The organism is Fodinicola feengrottensis (assembly GCF_039530045.1).
GTDB lineage: Bacteria > Actinomycetota > Actinomycetes > Mycobacteriales > HKI-0501 > Fodinicola > Fodinicola feengrottensis.
Genome location: NZ_BAAANY010000023.1, coordinates 146697 through 165365, shown reverse-complemented (window position 1 = coordinate 165365; position 18669 = coordinate 146697). Strand labels below are relative to the sequence as shown.

Annotated in this window: 15 protein-coding genes; 8 read left to right on the top strand and 7 right to left on the bottom strand. The window is 66.3% G+C overall.

Annotated features, from left to right (window positions below):
• The first annotated feature begins 16 nt into the window (after window positions 1-16).
• The 3 genes from solA to ABD301_RS28910 all read left to right on the top strand — a co-directional run bounded on the left by solA (window position 17) and on the right by ABD301_RS28910 (window position 3852).
• Complete coding sequence (gene solA, locus ABD301_RS28920; protein ID WP_344313504.1) at window positions 17-1162, top strand: N-methyl-L-tryptophan oxidase; 1146 nt, start codon at window positions 17-19, stop codon at window positions 1160-1162.
• 14 nt (window positions 1163-1176) lie between these two features.
• Window positions 1177-2280, top strand: coding sequence for an aromatic ring-hydroxylating oxygenase subunit alpha (locus ABD301_RS28915; protein ID WP_163572005.1), 1104 nt, complete (start codon window positions 1177-1179; stop codon window positions 2278-2280).
• Window positions 2281-2610: 330 nt separating this feature from the next.
• Window positions 2611-3852 carry an HNH endonuclease gene (locus ABD301_RS28910; RefSeq protein WP_344313503.1) on the top strand — a complete coding sequence of 414 codons (1242 nt, stop codon included), beginning with the start codon at window positions 2611-2613 and terminating at the stop codon, window positions 3850-3852.
• A gap of 257 nt (window positions 3853-4109) precedes the next feature.
• On the opposite strand, the gene ABD301_RS28905 is transcribed toward ABD301_RS28910, so the two are convergent.
• Window positions 4110-4715 (bottom strand): DJ-1/PfpI family protein, encoded by a 606-nt coding sequence (locus ABD301_RS28905; RefSeq protein ID WP_344313502.1) that lies wholly within the window; start codon window positions 4713-4715, stop codon window positions 4110-4112.
• A 94-nt stretch (window positions 4716-4809) separates the two neighbouring features.
• Here ABD301_RS28905 and ABD301_RS28900 point away from each other — a divergent pair, with 94 nt between their 5' ends.
• A complete protein-coding gene (locus tag ABD301_RS28900; RefSeq protein WP_163572051.1) occupies window positions 4810-5769 on the top strand; it encodes a GlxA family transcriptional regulator in 960 nt (319 codons plus the stop codon).
• 46 nt (window positions 5770-5815) lie between these two features.
• Here the strand turns inward: ABD301_RS28900 and ABD301_RS28895 are convergent, their stop codons facing one another.
• Window positions 5816-6475 carry a peptidoglycan recognition protein family protein gene (locus tag ABD301_RS28895; RefSeq protein WP_344313501.1) on the bottom strand — a complete coding sequence of 220 codons (660 nt, stop codon included), beginning with the start codon at window positions 6473-6475 and terminating at the stop codon, window positions 5816-5818.
• A 136-nt stretch (window positions 6476-6611) separates the two neighbouring features.
• On the opposite strand from ABD301_RS28895, the gene ABD301_RS28890 reads away from it, so the two are divergent.
• The 3 genes from ABD301_RS28890 to ABD301_RS28880 all read left to right on the top strand — a co-directional run bounded on the left by ABD301_RS28890 (window position 6612) and on the right by ABD301_RS28880 (window position 10362).
• A complete protein-coding gene (locus ABD301_RS28890; RefSeq protein ID WP_344313500.1) occupies window positions 6612-8141 on the top strand; it encodes an FG-GAP-like repeat-containing protein in 1530 nt (509 codons plus the stop codon).
• Window positions 8142-8173: 32 nt separating this feature from the next.
• Window positions 8174-9193 (top strand): lactonase family protein, encoded by a 1020-nt coding sequence (locus ABD301_RS28885; protein WP_344313499.1) that lies wholly within the window; start codon window positions 8174-8176, stop codon window positions 9191-9193.
• Between the two features lie 98 nt (window positions 9194-9291).
• Complete coding sequence (locus tag ABD301_RS28880) at window positions 9292-10362, top strand: lactonase family protein (RefSeq protein ID WP_344313498.1); 1071 nt, start codon at window positions 9292-9294, stop codon at window positions 10360-10362.
• Here ABD301_RS28880 and ABD301_RS28875 read toward each other — a convergent pair.
• The 4 genes from ABD301_RS28875 to ABD301_RS28860 form a co-directional block, all read right to left on the bottom strand.
• Complete coding sequence (locus tag ABD301_RS28875; RefSeq protein ID WP_313885841.1) at window positions 10311-10955, bottom strand: flavin reductase family protein; 645 nt, start codon at window positions 10953-10955, stop codon at window positions 10311-10313. The two genes, ABD301_RS28880 and ABD301_RS28875, sit on opposite strands and share 52 nt — an antisense overlap.
• A gap of 2 nt (window positions 10956-10957) precedes the next feature.
• Window positions 10958-11680 carry a trehalose-phosphatase gene (gene otsB / locus ABD301_RS28870; protein ID WP_344313497.1) on the bottom strand — a complete coding sequence of 241 codons (723 nt, stop codon included), beginning with the start codon at window positions 11678-11680 and terminating at the stop codon, window positions 10958-10960.
• Window positions 11677-13107 (bottom strand): alpha,alpha-trehalose-phosphate synthase (UDP-forming), encoded by a 1431-nt coding sequence (locus ABD301_RS28865; RefSeq protein ID WP_344313496.1) that lies wholly within the window; start codon window positions 13105-13107, stop codon window positions 11677-11679. Before ABD301_RS28865 ends, otsB begins: the two co-directional genes overlap by 4 nt.
• A 134-nt stretch (window positions 13108-13241) precedes the next feature.
• A complete protein-coding gene (locus tag ABD301_RS28860) occupies window positions 13242-13697 on the bottom strand; it encodes a GNAT family N-acetyltransferase (RefSeq protein ID WP_344313495.1) in 456 nt (151 codons plus the stop codon).
• Between the two features lie 160 nt (window positions 13698-13857).
• Here ABD301_RS28860 and ettA point away from each other — a divergent pair, with 160 nt between their 5' ends.
• Window positions 13858-15540, top strand: coding sequence for an energy-dependent translational throttle protein EttA (ettA, locus tag ABD301_RS28855; protein ID WP_344313494.1), 1683 nt, complete (start codon window positions 13858-13860; stop codon window positions 15538-15540).
• A 4-nt stretch (window positions 15541-15544) separates the two neighbouring features.
• On the opposite strand, the gene ABD301_RS28850 is transcribed toward ettA, so the two are convergent.
• On the bottom strand, window positions 15545-18658 hold the full coding sequence (locus ABD301_RS28850) for an AfsR/SARP family transcriptional regulator (RefSeq protein WP_344313493.1): 3114 nt from the start codon (window positions 18656-18658) through the stop codon (window positions 15545-15547).
• Window positions 18659-18669 lie beyond the last annotated feature (11 nt).

Sequence of the window (18669 nt, the reverse complement as noted above, 5' to 3'; positions counted from 1 at the left end):
CTTTTCGGGAGTGGCCATGTCTTTCGATGTGATCGTGATCGGCCTCGGCGGGATGGGCAGCGCCGCCGCGTATCAGCTGGCTCGGCGCGGCCAGCGGGTGCTCGGGCTGGAACGCTACGGCCCGGCACACAACCGCGGCTCCAGCCACGGTGGCTCGCGGATCACCCGCCAGGCCTATTTCGAGGATCCCGCGTATGTGCCGCTGTTGTTGCGGGCCACCCAAATGTGGGAGTCGATCGAGAAGGAGTCCGGCCGGCGGATTTTCTACCGTACCGGCGGGGTGATGATCGGTCGGCCGGACAGCCTGACAGTGTCCGGCAGCCGGCGCAGCGCCGAGGAATGGGACCTGCCGCACGAAATGCTGGACGCGGGAGAGATTCGTCGCCGGTTCCCGACCATGCGTCCAGAGCCGGACGAGATCGCCTTGTACGAAGCCAACGCCGGCCTGGTGGTGCCGGAAGCGAGTGTGGCCGCGCACCTCGCGTTGGCCGCGCGTTCGGGCGCTGAGCTGCATTTCGAGGAGCCGGTTTTGTCGTGGCATGCCGGCGATGCCGGCGTGCGGGTGACCACGGCAGATGGTGTCTACACCGCGGATCGGTTGGTGATTTGTCCGGGCGCATGGGCAGCGGACGTGCTGGCCGATCTTGGGCTGCCCTTCCGGGTGGAGCGGCAGGTGCAGTTCTGGTTCCGGCCGCGCGGCGGCACCGATGCGTTCCTTGTCGACCGGCATCCGATTTTTGTTTGGGAAGGCGGAGAAGGCCGGCAGTTCTACGGTTTTGGCGTACACCATCGGGAACAGCCGGGAGTAAAGGTGGCATTTTTCCGCGGCGGCGCCACTTGCACGCCCGAGACGATCGACCGGACCGTGCGACCCGAGGAAGTGGCCGCGATGGCCGCTTTTGTCGGCCGCCACATCCCGGACCTGCCGGGCGAGTTTCTCCGCGCCGCCACCTGCATGTACACCAACACCCCGGACGAGCATTTCGTGATTTCCGTGCATCCGGCGCACCCGCAGGTCGTGGTGGCGTGCGGTTTTTCCGGCCACGGCTTCAAGTTCGTGCCGGTAGTGGGCGAGATCCTGGCCGACCTGAGCATCGACGGCGCCACCCGGCACCCGATCGCCCTGTTCGACCCAGCCCGCCTGACCCAACTCGCCGTCTGAGAGGCCAGCCGAAGATGACCGCCCGCTCCCTGGTGTCGACGCTCCCTGGCCGCTACTACACGGATCCGGCGATTTTCGCCGCTGAACAGCGGAAAATCCTGGAGGAGATGTGGTTCTGCGCGGTCCGGGCCGCCGACCTGCCGCGGCCGGGTGATTTCCAGACCGCACAGATCGGCCGGGAAAGTGTGCTGGTGACTCGCGGCCGCGACGGTGTTCTGCGCGGATTTCTCAATATCTGCCGGCATCGCGGCGCCCAGCTGTGCACCCAGGAGACCGGTTCGGTGAGGCGATCTTTTCAATGCCCGTACCACGCCTGGACGTACGGCCTGGACGGGAAGCTGGTGGCCGCTCCCAACCTGACCAATATGCCGGACATTGACCGTCTGGAGTTCGGCCTGCGACCGGTGCGAGCGTACGAATGGCTGGGTTATGTGTGGCTCTGTCTGGCCGCGGATCCACCGTCTTTTACCGAAACCGTGATCGACTCGGTGACCGCTCGACTCGGTGCGGCCGCAGTGGTCGACAGTTATCACCTGGACGACCTCGCACTTGGCCGGCGGATTCGCTATGACGTGAAGGCAAATTGGAAGCTGGTCGTGGAGAATTTCATGGAGTGCTATCACTGCGCGACGATCCACCCGGAACTCACCGAGGTGCTGCCCGAATTCGCCGAGGGCTACGCGGCGCAGTACTACGTCGGCCACGGAGCCGAATTCGGCCCGGAGATCGCCGGCTTCACGGTGGACGGGAGCGCTGGTTTCGGTGTTCTGGAAGGTGTTTCGACCGATCAGCACCGCCGCTACTATGCCGCGACCGTACGACCGCAGGTGTTCCTGAACCTGGTTCCCGACCATGTGATTCTGCACCGAATGTTCCCACTCGCGGTGGACCGTACGATGGTGGAATGCGACTGGCTGTTCGCCCCCGAAGTGATCGCCGCCGGCCGTGACGTCTCACGCTCGGTGGAGCTCTTCCACCGCGTCAACGAGCAGGACTTCGCCGCTTGTGAGCGTTGCCAACCCGCGATGGCCTCTCGCGCCTACGCCGACGGCGGCGTGCTCGTACCAACCGAACACCACATCGCCGAGTTCCACGACTGGGTAAAGGCTCTGCTCTGACTGCGGTCACATCCGTACCGCAGATCGAGTGGTGATCGCACGCAGGGTGACTACGGTCATTTGTGGATGTTGAGTCATGTGCGTCCAGTGCACGTGCACGGCCAGCTCTCGGTGCAGTGCCATGCCCGGCAGACAGGGATGACGCTCGCGGCGGCCGGTGGCAACAGGGGCTGGTGGTCCCGCGCGTGGATCTTCGCTACCTCGATCATCGAAAATTGCTTAGGGCTTGAACGCGCGCGCTCCGCATTTTGCTGATGTGATTGAGAAAATGACCACGTTCCGATCGTACGAACTCGATCTTTTTGACGGTGATAGCGGTAGAATGGTGTCATGGCCGCCGGCGATGAAGGCACAGATCCAGAGCTCTGGATGTGTAAACCCCGACAGTTGGCCGATTTGCTGCGTGAAGCCGAGCAGGACATTCGACGACGGCAGGCGCGGGCATTGGATATTGTCGCGGCGATTCATCGGAACCGGGTCGGCAAGGCGCTCGGGCATGACAACACCATGAGGATGCTGCAAGATAATCTCCTGCTGTCCCCGACCGAAGCTGGTCGCCGCCTTAAACGCGCATTGAACCTGTGCAGCAGCCAAGCCCTCACCGGTGAAACCCTCGCACCCAAACTCGGTCTTGTCAGTGACGCTATGCGCAGAGGTGAACTCGCGGATTCCCAAATCGACACGATCCTGGCGATCGTGAACAAACTCCCCGCCAGAGTGAACATCGAAGAACGCGAAGGCGCCGAAGCTTCCCTGGTGGAACACGCGAAGAGCCACCCCGCCCGCCGCCTCGTCGAACTTGGCCAACGCATCCACGACCACCTCGACCCCGACGGCCCAGCACCATCCGAACGGGAGAACGAGAAACCGCGCCGCGAACCGTCCCTACACACCGGTCGTGATGGGCGACTGAACTTCCGGGGCTCCTTCGACGGCGAAACGGGCACCCTGCTCACTGAAATCCTCAGCCCACTGGCCAAACCCCGCCCCACCCAAGACGGCCACCCAGATGAACGGTCAGTCTCCCAACGCAACGGCGACGCGCTCGCCGACGCACTCAACCTTGTCGCGGACACCGGGAAACTCCCCATCCAAGGCCAAGAACGGCCCCACCTCACCATTACCCTGGACTGGGAAATGCTCCGGGAACGTCTCGGTGTCGCGTACGCGCACACTGGCATCGCTATTTCTCCGGAATCCGGCCGCAGGCTCGCTTGTGACGCGGACATCACCCCGATGCTCCTGGGCCGCAACAGCGTACCGCTCAACGTCGCCCGCACCGAACGACTCATCCCCGCCCACCTACGAAAAGCACTCATAGCGCGAGACAAAGGCTGCGCCAGGTGCGGTCGACCACCCCGCTGGTGCCGCGGTCACCACGTGGTCCACTGGGCCGATGGTGGCGATACTTGCCTGGAGAATTGCGTGCTCCTGTGCGATGCCTGCCATCGCCTGATCCACCACAGCGACTGGGAAGTACGCATCATCGACGGAATCGTCGAATTCATCCCACCCGCATACCGGGACCCCGAACGAAGACCCATCCGTGGAATCAACCAACTCGCCGCATAAACAAACCACCCGGCCGCCGGGCACCACCACACCCGGCGGCCCACAACCCTGCCCGCCCACCGACGTTGTACTTCGAGTTTCGCGTTGTGGGCCAGGGATATGGTCGCCGATGTGATCGCCCGGGAGTTCGATGTCCGGTTGGCGGTGACGACGGTGGGGAGCTTTCTGCGGAATTAGGCCAGCAACCCCGCTGGCCAGGGCTCATGGCCCTTAACGGACCATAAACCCGGACCATGCGCCAATCCGCTGAAGTCGAGTCAGGAGGCGCGCCAGACTGTGCCGCGGCGTTCGTATTCCATGGTGGCTTCGACTTGGATCGCGTACGTGGAGCCGAGTTCTCGATCTATCAGGTGCAAAGCCAACTCGAAGCCGGAGGTGATGCCGCCGGCCGTCACGATGTCGCCGTCGTCGACGACGCGGGCGTTGGTGAGGACGGCGCCGTAGCTGACGAGTTTTTCGCGGGCTGAGTGGTGGGTGGTGGCGGGGCGGCCTTCCAGCAGGCCGGCGGCGGCTATGAGAACGGAGCCGGAGCAGACTGAGGCGAGGATGAAGTCGTCACTGGCATTGTCCTTGATTTCGCGGAGTTGTTTGGGGAGAACGCCCTTTTCCAACTCGGCCCGCAGACCAGGTCCGGGGCGACCGGCGCCGCCGCCGGGGATGACCAGGATGTCGGCGTCTTGTGGAGTCCATTCGCGGAGGTGGCTGAAGGTGACTCCGTTGCCGCCGGTGACCTCGGCTTGGCCGGTGGAAGTGACCAGAGAGAGGTCGAATTCAGTGGCGCGGCTTGCGTGCCGGAAGACTTCGTACGGGCCCAATGAGTCCAGTTCGTCGAAACCGTCGTAAATCAGCACTTCCACTCGCATGGAGCTTCCCTTCGTTGGTCTGACTTCATGGTCGTACGACTGAGATGCGATCAACAGTGGCAAGAACGACTACGTTCGATAGAATCTGGCCATGGTGCACAAGGTGGCGGTGCTGGCCCTGGACAGCGTGGTCGGCTTCGATCTTTCGATTCCCTGTCAGGTCTTCAACGCGACCCGGCTGGCGACCGGCGAGCGGCCGTACGAGGTGCGGGTTTGCGGTCCGGCGCGGGGTGTCGTGGCCAGGGCCTCGGGCGTGGATATCTTCCGGATCGAGCCGCCTTTTCCGTTGGCCGCGGCGGCTGACTGCGACACGATCCTGGTGCCCGGAGTGTCCGTTGACGAAGAGTTTTCGGCGGAAGCGCTGGACATTTTGCGGACAGTGCGGCGGCGGGGAACGCGCATAGCCGCCATTTGTACGGGTGCGTTCGTGCTCGCCGCTGCCGGGTTACTCGATGGCCGGCGGGTGACCACGCATTGGGCGTTCGCGGCGGCGCTGGGGCGGCGGCATCCGTTGGTGGAGGTGGATTCCGCGGTTCTTTACGTGGATGAGGGCGATGTGCTGACCTCGGCGGGAGTGGCCGCCGGACTCGATTTGTGCCTGCATATCGTGAGGACCGACCATGGTGCCGCCGTCGCGGCGAATACGGCCCGCAGTGTGGTCATGCCGCCACAGCGCGATGGGGGTCAGGCGCAGTTCATCGTGCATCAGGATCCGGCCGCCGACACTGGCACGTTGGTGCCGACGATGTGCTGGATGCGGGAAAATCTCGACAGAATACTGACTCTCGACGACATCGCGCGACACGCGGGCACGAGTGTTCGTACGCTCAACCGCCGATTCAAGGACCAGATTGGCGCCACGCCGTTGCAGTGGCTGATTGGCCAGCGACTGAGTCGCGCGCGGGAGCTGTTGGAGACGACCAGCTTGTCGATCGAACAGGTCGCCCAGCACGCCGGTTTTGGCTCCGCGGTGGGCCTTCGGCAACATTTCGTGCGTACGCTCGGAACCGCTCCAGTCGCCTATCGCCGGGCATTCCAGGAAACGGCCCTGTGATAGCGAGCCCCGTGACCGCAGATCACCGGGCCGGCTACCGGAAAAGTCAGCCGATGGCAGTGCGAACAGCGGTCCGCAGCGCCGGCAGTTTGGCATAGAGCTTGTCGCCGGGACAGAGCGTGTTGTAGTAGTCGCGGTGGCCCTTGATTTCGTCCGGCGAGATGCCGTACTGGGTGCAGACGTACGCGCACATCGCGATCAGGGCGTTCCACTGCGCCGCGGGCGGCTCCACGGTCATGTAGGTGCCCTCGTTCTCAATACCGATCGCGTTGTCGTTCTGGCCGGGGCAGTGCGCGCCGCGGATCATCGTGTTGCCACTGCGCAATGCGGCCAGGCTGCCGTGCCGGCCTTCCAGGTCGTAGCCGCCGCGGCTGATGGTGAAATGCTGGCCGGTGTCGGACCAGCCGTTGTTGTCGATGTGGTCGGCCTGCTCGTCCCGGGCCACCTGGAAGGCGTGCGCCTGCGAATAGTCGGTGCTGTTCGCGTCGGCGATGTGGTGCACCAGGATCCGGTTGGCCGGATGGTTGAGCGTCACCAGCGGATCAGCCGGCGGACGCGCACCCCATTCGGCGCAGCTGTAGATACGCGGCGCGGCGGCGGCCTGGGCGCTGCTGGGAAGCGCCAGCCCGGTGATGCCCAAACCGGCCACGGCGCCCGCGCCGAGCAGAAAGCCACGTCGGTTCAACGACCTCGAATCAGCATCCATGGGACGAAGTATGGGAGCGAGACATACAAGAGACATACATCCGCGATTTGTACGACGTGTGACCTGAATGGGGCGTTGACGTAAATGCCCGCCAATCGTTACGGTCCAGCGCTGGACTCGGCCGGAGAGGAACGCCATGGGTGCAGGGATTCGCGCGCTGGTTTTTGGGGCGGCAATGGGATTGGCGGTCGCAATGGCGCCAGCCGCGGCCACCGCGGCCGTAGCGGCGCCGCCACCGGTCCTGCGGGTGATGCCGTTGGGAGACTCAATCACGTACGGCGTGGGCAGCAGTACGGGTGCGGGCTATCGGCTCCCGCTGCGGAATCTGGCCGCCGCGCAGTCGCGTTATCGGATCGATTTCGTCGGTTCGCAGACCTCGGGAGCGGCCGCGATTCCGGATCCGGACAACGAGGGCCACAGCGGATTCCTGATCGACGACATCCGCAACGGTGTGGACGGTTGGCTCGCGGCGGCGCGCCCGGATGTGGTGCTGCTGCACATTGGCATCAACGACCTGGACCGCTCGCCGGATCCCACCCACGCGCCGGATCGCCTGCACACGCTGGTGGACCAGATTTTTGCTGACAAACCAGGCGTGACGGTGATCCTGCAGGGACTTATTCCTATCACCCAAGGCCTTCAGTCCGATCCGGTGACGTACAACAACGCGGCCCGTGCGCTCGCGACCAGCGAACAGCAGGCCGGCCACCACCTCCGGTATGTCGACCCGGCCGCGTTTACCAGCGCGGACATGGCCGATCGGCTGCATCCGAACGACAGCGGCCACGCCAAGCTCGGCCAGGTTTTCTTTGCCGCTCTTGACCAGGCTTTCACCGACGGCTGGGCGACTTCGGTACGGTCAAAGGGCGCGGCGAACGAGGTGGCCGAAAGTGGCCGCGTCCGGTGGGCGGATTTCGACGGTGACGGTCGCGCTGACTATGTCGTGATCAATGCGAACGGCTCGGTTTCGGTGTGGCTCAACCACACCGGCAGTTGGCAGGCGCTCGGTCAGGTTGCGACCGGGCTGACGACAAACGCCGGGCTAGTACGCTTCGCTGATTTCGACGGCGACGGCCGTGCGGACTACTTGTTGTTCAATCCCAACGGATCCGTACGCGTCTTCCTCAACCGTGGCGGGGACGGCCATGGTGGGTGGTTGGATCTGGGTCAGGTGGCCACGGGCCTGACCAGCGACGCCACTTCGGTACGGTTCGCCGATTTCGACGGCGACGGCCGCGCGGACTACATATTGTTCAACTCCAACGGATCCATCCGCACCTTCCTCAACCGCGGCGGCGATGGGCACGGCGGCTGGGTGGATCTCGGTCAGGTGGCGGCCGGCCTGACGAGCGACTCCAGTCGGGTCCGGCTGGCGGACCTCGATGGGGACGGCTGGGCGGATTACGTTCTTATGAACCAAAACGGCTCGTTCAGCGTTTGGCTGAACCGGGGCGGTGACGGCCACGGCGGCTGGGTCGCGGTGGGGCAGGTCGCCACTGGCGTGACAACCGACGCGAGCCAGGTCCAGTTCGCCGATATCGACGCTGACGCGCACGCGGATTGCCTGCGTACGAACGCGAACGGCTCGGTCAACGGCTGGCTGTGGAATGGCGGCGACGGGCACGGCGGCTGGATCGACGAGGGCCAGATCACTCCTGGCTTCTGATCATCCCGGGCGATGGACGTTACGGTGATCGCATGACGAGCCAACCGGACCTGCTTTACGTCGGGTCGTACGCCGGCGCCATCACCACTGTCGAGATAGGACCCGACGGTGACCTGACCGCCATCGGCAGTACGACGGACACCGCCTGTCCCTCGTTCCTCGCGGCGCATCCCAGCGGTGATTTCCTTTACGCCGTCGATGAAGGCGACGAGGGCAGCGTGGTCGCGTACGCGATTCGGCCGGACAACGACCTGGAGCGCCTCAACGCGCGTCCGGCCGATGGCAGCACCACCGCCCACCTCACCGTCGACCCGAGCGGGAAATTCGTGCTGTCGGCCAACTACGGGTCAGGCAGCGTCGTCGTGCACCCGATCAACCCGGACGGCAGCCTGGGGGAGCGGACCGGCTTCGCCCAACATCACGGTAGCGGCCCGGAAAAGGAGCGCCAGGAGGGGCCGCACGCGCACGTCGTACGGTTCGCGCCGGACGGCCGGTACGCGCTGGTGGCGGATCTGGGTACGGACGAGATCATCACGTACGCGTTGCCAGGTGGCGCGCTGGAGCGGGTCAGCGCGACGAAACTGCCGCCGGGCACGGGTCCCCGACACCTGGTTTTCGGGCCGGACAAAAGCGTTTATGCGGTGGGTGAGCTGGATTCGACCATTCACGGCTTCGCGTACGACCCGGAAACGGGTGCGCTGACCGAGCGAGACACCTGCCCGGCCAGCGTCGCCGGGAACGGTGTTCGCAATTACCCATCCGAAATCGCCCTCTCGGCCGATGGTCGGTTCTGCTATGTCGCCAATCGCGGTGACGACGTGGTCACCGTCTTCGGGATCGCCGGTGGCAGCGTGAGCGCGAAGGCGGAGGTGTCGGCCGGCGGGCAATGGCCGCGGCATCTGGCGGTCGCCGGCGACCGGCTGTGGGTGGCCAACCAGAATTCCGGGGACCTCGCCGCATTCGTTATTGACAGGTTCGCAATTCCGCGGCCATCCGGGAAGTCCTTGCAGGTGGAGGCGCCCGCGTGCATTCTGCCCATGGTGCGGAAATAGAGTGCGCAAATGACCGGTAGTGGTCAGTGTGTCGCCCTGAGCTGTTGTTTTCCGTTTAGCTGAATGGCAGCATTCCGCAGACTTGGGAGCGTCAAGCCATGCCCGACCGCAGGGGATTCCTGAAACTCACCGGTGCCGCCGTCGCGGCCGCGACCGTCGCACTACCCACTGCCGCGTACGCACAACGGGCGAGCGGGTGCCTGCTTTACATCGGCTCGTACGCGCACGCCATCACCACGCTCGCGAGCAGCGACCTGTCCACGGTCAGCTCGGCGGCCGGCCTCGCCTCGCCGTCGTATCTGACCGTGCATCCCAACGGCCGTTTCCTTTACGCGGTCGACGAACAGACCGCCGGCACGGTCACCGGCTTCACCATCGGGGCCGGTGGCGTTCTCACCCAGCTCAACACCGTCTCGTGTGGCGGCAACGGTCCGGCGCAGCTGACGGTGGATCCGACCGGAAAGTATGTGCTGACAGCGAATTACGGCGACGGTACGGTTGGCGTCAACGCACTGAACGCGGATGGCAGTGTCGGCGCGTCCACCGATCTCGTACGCCATCAGGGCGCCACTCCACACGCGCACATGGCGCGGTTCGCGCCCAGCGGCCGGTTCGTGCTGGTGAGCGATCTCGGCACCGATCAGGTGTTCGCGTACCAGCTGCGGGGCGGCAAACTCAAGCAGACCGCGGTCACCGCGCTGCCGACCGGAACCGGGCCGCGGCATTTCCGGTTCGCGCCGGGAAACACGGTCTACCTGGTCGGTGAGTCCGACTCGTCATTGCGGACTTTCTCCTACAACCCTGTCAGTGGCGCGCTAACCCAACGCCATGTCCAACCGGCCACAAAGGACACTTACAGCGTTCGCAACTATCCCTCGGAAATCGCGCTTTCACCGGACAATGTCTTTTGCTATGTCGGCAATCGCGGCGGTGACGTGATCACCACCTTCGACATCAGCACCGGTACGCCCAGAGTGCTGTCGGATGTCTCGGTGCACGGCCAGTGGCCACGGCATTTCGCGGTGACCGCGGACCGGATCTGGGTGGCGAACCAGAATTCCAGCAACCTGACCGCTTTCGACCGCGATCCGCTGACCGGCCTGCCGACCTACACGAGTCAGCTGGCGCTCGGGTCGCCGTCTTTCGTGCTGCCGGCCCATTCCCGGTAGGGGATCCGGCGGAGGCTGAAGATTTCCCCGAGGGTGCCCCACTCGTCCCGGCCGAGTCGCGCGGCCGGGTCGAGGTGGTGGGCGTCGGGCTTGCCGTCCGCCAACAAACTGGCGGTGGCGACGGAAAGATGCAGCACCTGACCGAAAACCACGGTGCTGTCCCCGAAGGATTTCTCGCCGACGAAGCGGCATTCCAGCGCCGCCGGTGATTCCGCCACTCGGCGCGGTCTTACCGCCGTGCTGTCCGTCAAAGCCAGCTCCGCGACCGCCGCCTCGCTGTGCTCGGGCGGAAAGTTCGTCGAGGTGAGGTTGATTTTCTCGGCCAGCGAGCGGGAAGCGAAGTTCACCACGAACTCACCAGTGGCTCGTACGTTCCGGATGGTGTCCTTCTCACCGACCGAAGTGAAGGACACCACCGGCGGTTCGGCGCTGGCGACCGTGAAAAACGAATGCGGCGCGAGGTTTTCCACGCCGTCGGCCGAAAGCGAGGACACCCACGCGATCGGCCGCGGAATCACCGTCGCGGTCAGCCAAGGGTAGGTGCCCCCTGGCGGCAGCGTGCTGACGTCGATCTCGGTCCGGTCGTCGGTCACGACTATCCCTTCCGCAGCGCCGCCAACTCGGCGAACAGCGTAGCGACCGCCTCCGGATCCGCCACTCTTACCGTCGCGGCGGTCTCGCCGGGCCCGACCTTGACGCCCACATCACCCTCTGACAGCGCCAAAAACGCCTTCTCGTCGGTCACGTCGTCGCCGACGTAGAGCACCGCGGTCGCGCCCAGATCCGCGCGCAGTTGGGTGATCGCCGCGCCTTTGCTGACGTCGACCACCGCCAGCTCGATCACGCACTTTCCCTCTGTGGTGAAAATCCCCGGCTCCGCCGCCGGTCCCTCGCGGACCTCGGTCAGGACCGCTTGCGCGACCTCGGGGGCGGCATTGCGTACGTGCACGGCCGCGCCGGTCGGCTTCGGCTCGATCGCTACCCCCGGACGGCCACCGACGAGGTGCTCCAGCCGGGCGGCGAGCTTGATCACGGCCGGTTGCAACGCGTCCAGATCGAGGCTGTGGTCCGAGGTCTCGGCGCCGTGCGAGCCGACCAGGTGCCATTGCGGCGGTGGGTCGAGCAGCCGGCGAAGGACCTCCAGCGAGCGGCCGGTGATGATGGCCACCTCGGTCTCGGGCAGGTCACCCAGCGCCCGCAGCGCGGCCACTGACTCCGGCAGTGCGCGCGCGGACGCGGGATTGGACACGATAGGCGCCAGCACGCCGTCGAAATCGGTCGCGACCAGCAGTCTGGTCGTCTGTGCGAGGTCTTTCATGCGTTGGTCTTTCGCAGTGAGTCAAGGAAAGACGCGGCCCAGTGGTTCACGTCGTGGCTGGTCACGTGCCGGCGCATCGCGCGCATCCGGCGGGCTCCCTCGGCCGGGTCCTGGTTGAGCGCGGCCACAATCGTCTCCTTCAGGTGCGTGATGTCGTGCGGATTCACCTGGTACGCCTGGCGAAGCTCGGCCGCCGCGCCGGTGAACTCGCTCAGCACCAGCGCGCCGCCGTGATCGGTACGCGCCGCCACATATTCCTTCGCGACCAGGTTCATGCCGTCCCGCAGCGGCGTCACCAGCATCACGTCGGCGACCCGGTAAAGCGCGCAAAGCTCGTCGCGTCCGTATGACTGGTGCAAATACTGCACAGCGGGGTGCCCGAGCGTGCCGAAGTCGCCGTTGATCCGGCCGACCTGCAGCTCGATCCGGTTGCGCAGCGCCTTGTAGTGCTCGACGCGCTCCCGGCTCGGGGTGGCGACCTGGATCAGTACGGTGTCCGGGACGGTGATCGAGCTGTCTTCCAGGAGCTCCCGATAAGCCTGCAGACGCGTACTAATGCCCTTGGTGTAGTCCAGCCGGTCCACGCCGAGCAGCACGTGTTTGGGCTCGCCCAGCTCCGAATACAGCTCCTTGGCGCGCTGCACGACCTCCGGCGAGGCCGACAGGTCGGACATGCCCTTGGTGTCGATGGAGATCGGGAAGGCCTCGGCCCGTACGACCCGGGGCTCGCCGTCGGCGTCCGTAACCTCGACCGTACGGCCATGTGGTTGCAGCCCGCAGAGCTGGCGCGCGAGCCGCAGGAAGTTGGCCGCGCCGCCGGGCAGCTGGAAGCCGATCAGGTCGGCGCCGAGCAGCCCTTCCACGATCCGGGTCCGCCACGGCAGCTGCATGAACAGCTCGGTGGGCGGGAACGGGATGTGCAGGAAGAAGCCGATCCGCAGGTCAGGGCGCTGAGCCCGGAGCATCGCCGGCACCAGCTGCAGCTGGTAGTCCTGGATCCAGACGACCGCGTTCTGGCCGGCCACCGCGGCCGCCGCCTCGGCGAACCGGCGGTTGACCGTCACATACGTGTCCCACCAGGACCGGTGGAACTCCGGCGGTGCCACCGCGTCGTGGTAGAGCGGCCACAGCGTCGCGTTGGAGAAACCTTCGTAATAGCGCGCGACTTCCTTGCTGGACAGCGGAACCGCATGCAGGAGCATGCCGTCGCTTTCGAACGGCTCGGGTGCGTGGTCGACATCGCCGGACCAGCCGATCCACGCGCCGTCCCGGCTCTGCATGATCGGTTCCAGGGCGGTCACCAGCCCACCCGGGCTGCGTCGCCACTCCACCTCGCCGTCCGGCCGGACGACCCGGTCGACCGGCAACCGGTTGGCGACGACGACGAAATCCCGATCCGCGGTGCCTGCTGCGATGCTGCTGCCCAACCGAAGCCCTCCTTGGCGGGTCCTTGTGGGACCGGACCCCAGGTGTGGATTTCCCGGTTCGTCTTGCTTCAAACTTTACCTAACGGCCGTACGGCTAACCGGGTTTCGTCGACTAGATCACTGTCCGGTGCAGGCTAGAGAATCCGCTCATAGCAGACACTTTGCGGATTATCGACATACGATCCAAAAGCATCTATACGGTCGTATCCGCCACGCTCGTAGAGCGTGATCGCTTCCGGCTGCTCGGTGCCGGTCTCCAGCCGGGCGACGGTCGCGCCGCGGCTCCGGGCGGTCTGCTCCAGCGCCGCCAGCACCGCCCGGCCGGCACCGCGGCCGCGGTGTTTTGGTACGACGTACATGCGTTTGATCTCGACAGCCTCCTCGTCGAGGTCGCGCAACGCGCCACATCCCACCGGCTCCCCCGTGAACGCGTCGGAAACAACCAGGAACACGCTGATGGTCGCCGCGGTCGGCTTGGCGCCCGGCTCGGTGTCCTGCCCGTACCGGGCCAGCAGCTCCGCCTCCTGGTCGGCACGCAACTCCACGCCGACCGGGTCGTCCCAGGCCACCGGCTTCACGCTCCATCGCACGTCCATACGTTACCCGGCCCGCGGCGCCACCGGCTCCTACTCGCGCCGAGGCCGCACCAACCGGCAGCCGACCTTGCCCGCCTGGGACAATGGGAGTGAGACGAAAGCAGACGCGCCGCCGCCAGGGTTCTCCGGCGGCGGCAGGGGAGGAACCACTTCAGTGGCTCAGTACATCTACACCATGCGTAATCTACGCAAAGCGCACGGCGACAAGGTCATCCTCGACAACGTGACGCTGTCGTTCCTGCCGGGCGCGAAGATCGGCGTCGTCGGCCCGAACGGCGCCGGCAAGTCCAGTGTGCTGAAGATCATGGCCGGCCTGGACCAGCCGTCCAACGGTGACGCGCTGCTCGCGCCTGGCGCGACCGTGGGAATGCTGCAGCAGGAGCCGCCGCTGACCGAGGACAAGACGGTCCGCGAGAACATTGACGAGGCCGTTTCCGAGCTGCGCGGCTGGTTGACCCGCTTCGAAGAGGTCTCCAACGCGATGGGCGACCCGGACGCCGACTTCGACACGCTGATGACCGAGCAGGGCGACCTGATGGAGAAAATCGAGGCGCACGAGGGCTGGGAGCTGGACAGTCGGCTCGACCAGGCGATGGACGCGTTGCGCTGCCCGCCCGGCGACGCGGACGTACGAGTGCTTTCCGGTGGTGAGCGCCGACGGGTCGCGCTGTGCAAACTTCTGTTGCAGCAGCCCGATCTGCTGCTCCTGGACGAGCCAACCAACCACTTGGACGCGGAGTCCGTGCAGTGGCTGGAGCAGCACCTGGCGAAATACCCCGGCGCCATTCTCGCCGTCACCCACGACAGGTATTTCCTGGACAACGTGGCCGGCTGGATCATGGAGCTGGACCGCGGCAGCGCGATCGGCTACGAGGGCAACTACACCACGTATCTGGAGAAGAAGGCCGAGCGGATGGCCGTCCAGGGACGAAAAGACGTGAAGCAGGCGAAGCGGCTCGCGGACGAGCTGGAGTGGGTACGGTCCAATCCCAAGGCCCGGCAGACCAAGAGCAAAGCGCGACTGGCCCGGTACGAGGAAATGGCCGCCGAGGCCGACAAGACCCGCAAGCTCGACTTCGAGGAAATCCAGATCCCGCCGGGCCCGCGGTTGGGCAACGTGGTGGTCGAGGTGGATCACCTGGACAAGGGCTTCGACGGTCGCGTACTCATCAAGGACCTGTCGTTTTCCCTGCCGCGTAACGGCATTGTCGGGGTGATCGGCCCGAACGGCGTCGGTAAGACGACGCTTTTCAAGACGATTGTCGGGCTGGAGAAGCCGGACTCGGGCACCGTACGCATCGGTGACACCGTTCAGCTGTCCTATGTGGACCAGAACCGGGGCGGCATCGACCCGAAAAAGAACGTCTGGGAAGTGGTCTCCGAGGGCTTGGACTTCATTCAGGTCGGCAAGGTCGAAATGCCGTCTCGCGCGTACGTTGGCGCCTTCGGCTTCAAGGGCCCGGACCAGCAGAAACTGTCCGGCGTGCTGTCCGGCGGCGAGCGCAACCGGCTCAACCTGGCGCTGACCCTGAAGCAGGGCGGAAACCTGATCCTGCTCGACGAGCCGACCAACGACCTGGACGTGGAAACGCTGTCCAGCTTGGAAAACGCGCTGCTGGAATTCCCCGGCTGTGCCGTCATCACGTCCCACGACCGGTGGTTCCTGGACCGCGTCGCGACCCACATCCTGGCCTGGGAAGGTGACGAGGCGGACCCGGCGCAGTGGTTCTGGTTCGAGGGCAACTTCGACTCGTACGAGAAGAACAAGATCGAACGCCTCGGCCAGGAAGCGGCCCGCCCGCACTCGGTCACCTACCGCCGGTTGACCAGGGACTAGCGTCCTAGATAAGGCTGAGGGATCTCTCCACGGGAGTCCGCTGGCGTACGCGTGCCATCACCGCATCGGCACTGCGTACGCCGGCCAGGCAGCCCAGGGATTGCTGCAGGTTCAGCGCCCGCTGGGACTGCTCGGCGGCGGCCGCGAAGTCGCCTTCGGCGAGCCGCAGCTCGGCGAGCACGGTCAGCGCGATCGCTTCCTGAAGCCGATATCCGTGGTCGCCGCAGGCACGCAGGCTCGCGCCGACATGGACGGCCGCGGTGCTGAGCTGACCGGCGGCGACCAGCGCGGCGGCGAGCCGAGTACGGGCTTGCAGGCCCGGCCGGCGGTGGCCGTGCGCGTCGGCGAGCGCCCAGGCCCGGCCGAGAACCTCGATGGCGAAGGTGTGCTCACCGCTGACCAGGTGAGCACGGCCGAGGGCGCCAAGGGCGTCGATGTGCGCGTGGCTGTCGCAGTTTTCGGCGACCGCGACGGCCTGCCGGCCAAGGCTGACCGCCTCGTCGAAATGTCCTCCACTGGCGGCCATCTCGGCGCGAGTGAGCAGCACACATGCCTCGGTCGGCCGGTCGCCGTGCAGCTGGCTCAGTCGGTACGAGACGGTGAGGTGTTCCAGCGCCTCGGGAGCGCGGCCGAGCAGGAAGAGACAGGCGCCCTGCAGGCACAGCTCGTGCGCGGTGGCGCCATCGCCACCGGCCGTCCGCCGGATGGCCGCGGCCTGTCGCAGGTGGTCCAGTGCCTCCGAAATTTTCCCTTGATCCAAAAGAAGCATGGCGTAGAAGGCCAACATTCCGGCCATCCCGTACACATCGTTGTAGCGGCGGCCGGCGGCGATCCCGCGTTGGGTGGCGGCGACCGCGTCGGCCAGAGTTCCGTTGTTGACAAAGATAGGCGCGGGACGCGGATAGGGCGTACGGGCGACGAGGTCCTGCCCGTCCTGCTGCCGCAGCCGCAGGCTGCGTTCGTAATGCTGGAGAGCAAGGTCATAGCGGCCGGCATTGGTCTCCAGGAGTGCCACGCAGACCTCCATTTCGGCCTGAGCCGGCACCACGCCGGCCTTTCGGGCGGCCCGCAGGCCATCGGTGACCACCGACCGCCACTCCTCGGAGTGGTTGTTGCCGCTCAGGTAACCGGCCGCGGCGCTGGCCAGCCGCCAGGCCATCGGCAGCGGACCGAGCTGACCGGCGACGCGGGCGGCGGCCACCAGGGTCGGACGCTCGGCGTCCAGCCAGCCGCGGGCGGCGGACGGACAGGCGAAGTGCGGGTTCTGGTGTCCGATCAGGACGGCCGCACGCGTACGCGCCAGCAGGTCCGCGTACCAGCGGTCCCGGGCCTGCTCCCGATCGGTGGCGGTGTCCTCCTTCTCCGCTTGCTCGCCGGCGTACCGGCGCAACAGGTCATGCAGCCGATAACGACCGGCCTCGTGGTGCTGGAGCAGGCTCGCGGTGGCGAGCACGTCCAACCGGTGGGCGGCCACGTCGGCGCTGGTGGCCAGCAGTGAGGCCGCGCCTTCCGCCGTCACGTGCGGCCCCGGCACCAGCCCGAGCCGGCGGAACAGCGTCGCGTCGACCGGGTCGAGCCGCTGGTACGACTGCTGGAAGGCGGCTCGTACGGCCGCGCGCTGGTCGTCGACCACCGCGAGCTGGCCGAGCAGGTCGCCGGCGCGCAGCTCGGCGACCAGCTGACCGGCCGTGTGGCCGGGCCGGCTGGCCAGGTTCGCGGCGGCGATCCGCAACGCCAGCGGGAGCATCGCGCAGATCTCGGTGAGATCGTCGATGTCCGTACCGCAGGCATCGGGTGCGTCCAGGGCGGCTCGTAACAGGGCGCGCGCTTCAGCTGCGGTGAGTATGTCCAACGGCACGGAGACCGCGCCGGCCGAGACCCGCAGCGCCCGCAGGTCCGTCCGGCTGGTGACCAGCACGGCGCTGCCAGGTGCACCGGGCAGCAGCGGCTCGATCTGCTCCACCGATCTCGCGTCGTCCAGGACGAGCAGCACCCGCCGGTCGGCGATCCGGGTCCGCCACGCCGCCGCGCGCGCGTCCAGTCCGGCCGGTATCGAAGCCGCGTGCAGACCGGAGGAGGAGAGCAACTCGGCGAGCACTTCGGCTGGATCGCGGGGCGCTCGACCGGCGCCGTCGAGGCGTACGTACCACTGGCCGTCCGGGAAGTGCCGGGTGACATCGTGGGCGACTTGCAGGGCGAACGCTGATTTCCCAACGCCTGGGCCGCCGTGTACGGCGACGATGGACACTGTCTTGGAGAGTCTGGTGAGCCGACAGGCGATGCTCGCGATCAGGTCGGTGCGGCCGCTGAACAGCGGGTCGCGCAGCGGGAGCTGGCGCTGCAGCCGCCACGGATGTTCGGCGCCGCCGGCCGGGGCAGCCAGCCAGTCGGCGTGGTTGAGGATGTCTTTTTCCAGCGTACGCAGGGCGGCGCTGGGTTCGATGCCGAGGGTTTCGGCCAGCCGCCGGCGGGCCGTTTGGTACGCCTCCAGGGCCTCGGCCTGCCGCCCGACCCGGTAGAGGGCCACCATCAGGTGCTCCCAGAATCGTTCGCGGGCCGGGAACTCCGTGGTGAGCTGGCTCAGCTCCGGAATCATCGCGGCGTGCTTACCGGTCTCCAGGTCGGCCTGAATCCGCCATTCCAGGGCCAGTTCGCGGCGCTCGGTGATGCCGACCAGCTCGTCCTGGCTCAGCAGGTCGACATCGACGTCGGCAAGCAGAGGTCCGCGCCAGAGCCGCAGTGCCGCCGCCAGCAGTTCGCCGCGGGCGGCCGGGTCGGCGTGGTGGTGAGCCGCGCGCTGCAACAGTCCCTCGAACTGCCCGGTGTCAAGCTGTTCGACGCTGACATCGATCAGGTAGCCCGGTGTTTGCGTACGAATCAAGATGCTGTCCGTGTCGCCCAGCACCTGCCGTAGTCGGCTGATCGCGGTGTGCAGCGCACGGCGGGCGTGCACTAACGACATCTGGGGCCACAGCCGCTCGATCAACGAGTCGGCTGGCACGATCTGGCCAGGTCGTACCAGCAGCGCGGTCAGCAGAGCCCGCTGCCGTGGCTGGCGGATCTGGATGAGTCGGGTGCCGTCCATGACCTCCAACGGACCCAGTAACCGGAACTCCACTCACAAAGAGT